The 2,105-nt window shown below is 51.2% G+C and carries 2 protein-coding genes; both read right to left on the bottom strand.

Annotation, left to right across the window (positions count from 1 at the left end; genetic code table 11):
• Nucleotides 1-157: 157 nt before the first annotated feature.
• Nucleotides 158-1,198, bottom strand: a complete 1,041-nt coding sequence (locus FP815_14090; GenBank protein MBA3016056.1) for a response regulator — start codon at nt 1,196-1,198, stop codon at nt 158-160.
• A 10-nt stretch (nt 1,199-1,208) separates the two neighbouring features.
• On the bottom strand, nt 1,209-2,105 hold an 897-nt coding region (locus FP815_14085), incomplete at its 5' end, for a histone deacetylase (GenBank protein ID MBA3016055.1).

Raw genomic sequence — 2,105 nt, 5'->3', positions numbered from 1 at the left:
ATGATTCTTTTAACTGTAAACCGATAACTGATTACCGTTAACCTGTGTAGTTACAAAAATTATTCAGACAGGTAATATGAAGGCTGAAGGTGGTGCGGAAGAAAAAGTAGCAACAGTGGCGAGTTCCGCCAACACATCGTCAATGTGTCCCTATTTTTCACTGGTTACGCAGTATTTTGGTAAACATTGCCACCACCTCAGGATCAAACTGAGTACCGGAACAGTTATACAACTCTTCGATAGCTTCTTCCATGGATTTATTCACTTTATAGCTTCGTTTGGAGGTCATGGCGTCGAAGCTGTCGGCAACGGTCAGGATTTTAGAGAGGGGATCAAGTTGGTCGCCCCGTAATCTGCCGGGGTACCCGGTGCCATCGACCCGTTCATGGTGCTGGCAGACGATTGTTCCTTCCCTGGTCAGGAACTGGAGGGGTTGGATGATGTTCTGGCCGATCTCCGGGTGATGGGTGACCCTGTCCCACTCTTCTACAGACAGGGGGCCGGGTTTTTGAATGCAGCTGACGTCAATCACCAGTTTGCCGACGTCGTGAATCTGGCAGGCGCAGATCAGGGTGTGCAACTCCAAGTTGGAGAGTCCGAGGCCTTGGCCGATCATTTTGCCATATTCGGTTACCCGTTTGGTATGGCCGGCGGTGTAGGGGTCTTTTTCTTCAAGTGCGATCTGCAGGGTGGCAATGGTGTTGATGGTGTTTTCTTCGAGTTGGCGGCTGTAGTTGTCCAGAAGTTTATTCTTGGAGACAAGTTCCTTGGTCTTACTTTTGACCTCAAACTCAAGATTTTCCTCGTAGGCCTTGTGCATGAGGATGTACATACGTTTTTCCAGGGCCTGCTTGATCTTCATTGAGAACAGTTCAAGGTCGGTGATTGGTTTGGTCAGAAAGTCATAGGCCCCAAGATTGATGGCTCTCATCGCATAGTCCATTGAGCCGGCCCCGGTCAGGAAGAGTACGGGGATGGTGTTATTGCGGTGGTTTAATTCCTCCAGAGTGGCGAATCCGTCCATGATCGGCATGTTGATGTCAAGGATGATGGTTGAGAACGTTTCATCAATGATATCACAAGCTTCTTTGCCATTGGCTACGGCAACGACCTGGTATCCGAAGATCTCCAGGATCTTTTGGATCGCTTCGCGGACCAGGTTGTCATCATCAGCTATAAGTATTTTAGCGCAATCCATGACAACCAGTTTATAGATTCCAAAATTTTTTTGCAATCATTCTTGTTTCAGTTAAGGCAGGAATAGGATATGCGGCAGTAGAAAGTTCCATCGCCACCTTGTCGGCAAGGAGCGATTTTCCTTGCATCTCCGCCAGCGTGGCGAAGACGCCGTCTTTTAATCCATGGAGTGAATACCCGCCCTCCAGGCAGGCCATGAATCGGTTTGAGCAGAGTTCGGAGGCCAGATCAAGCAAGACTTTGGTCATGTAGGAATAACCAGGGCCGGTGACCATCATGCCTCCTAAGGGATCGTCCCGGTGCGTGTCATAGCCTGCGGAGAGAATAATCATCTCTGGCCGGTACTGGCGGGCAATGGGGGCGAGCAGTTCGTTGAAGATCGAGGCATAGGCGCGATCATCAAGGCCAGAGGGAAGAGGGACATTGATAGTGTACCCTTCGCCTTTTCCCACTCCGATCTCGTAAGAGGCCCCGGATCCGGGGTAATGGGGATACTGATGGGTGGAGAAGTAGAGGACTTGGTCGGTATCATAGAAGGAGTTTTGGGTGCCGTTGCCATGGTGCAAGTCCCAGTCGATGATCATAACCCGTTTCATGTTCAGCTCGTTGAGGCAATAGCTGGCGGCCACCGCCACATTGTTGAACAGGCAGAATCCCATTGCTCGATCGTGCTCAGCGTGATGCCCTGGTGGACGAACCAGGCAGAATGCATTCTTGATTTTCCCTTCTGCTATTTCGCGGACGGCAGAGACTGCGGCCCCGGCCGCCAGGCATGCGGAATCATAAGAGCGTGGAGACGTCTGGGTATCGGGATCGAGCACGACCTTTGGTTTTCCGGCGGTGGCGGCGACTTGGCGGACATAGGCTGGATGATGAACTCGTTCAAGGATTTGGTGGGATGCTGGGGT

This window comes from Desulfobulbaceae bacterium, from assembly GCA_013792005.1.
GTDB lineage: Bacteria > Desulfobacterota > Desulfobulbia > Desulfobulbales > VMSU01 > VMSU01.
The sequence above is the reverse complement of the archived record's forward strand: the minus strand, read 5'-3'. Positions and strand labels throughout refer to the sequence as shown.

Bases quoted from the DNA above. Each gene is read 5' to 3' on its own strand.
- FP815_14090 (MBA3016056.1), bottom strand. From the start codon at position 1,198: ATGGATTGCGCTAAAATACTTATAGCTGATGATGACAACCTGGTCCGC.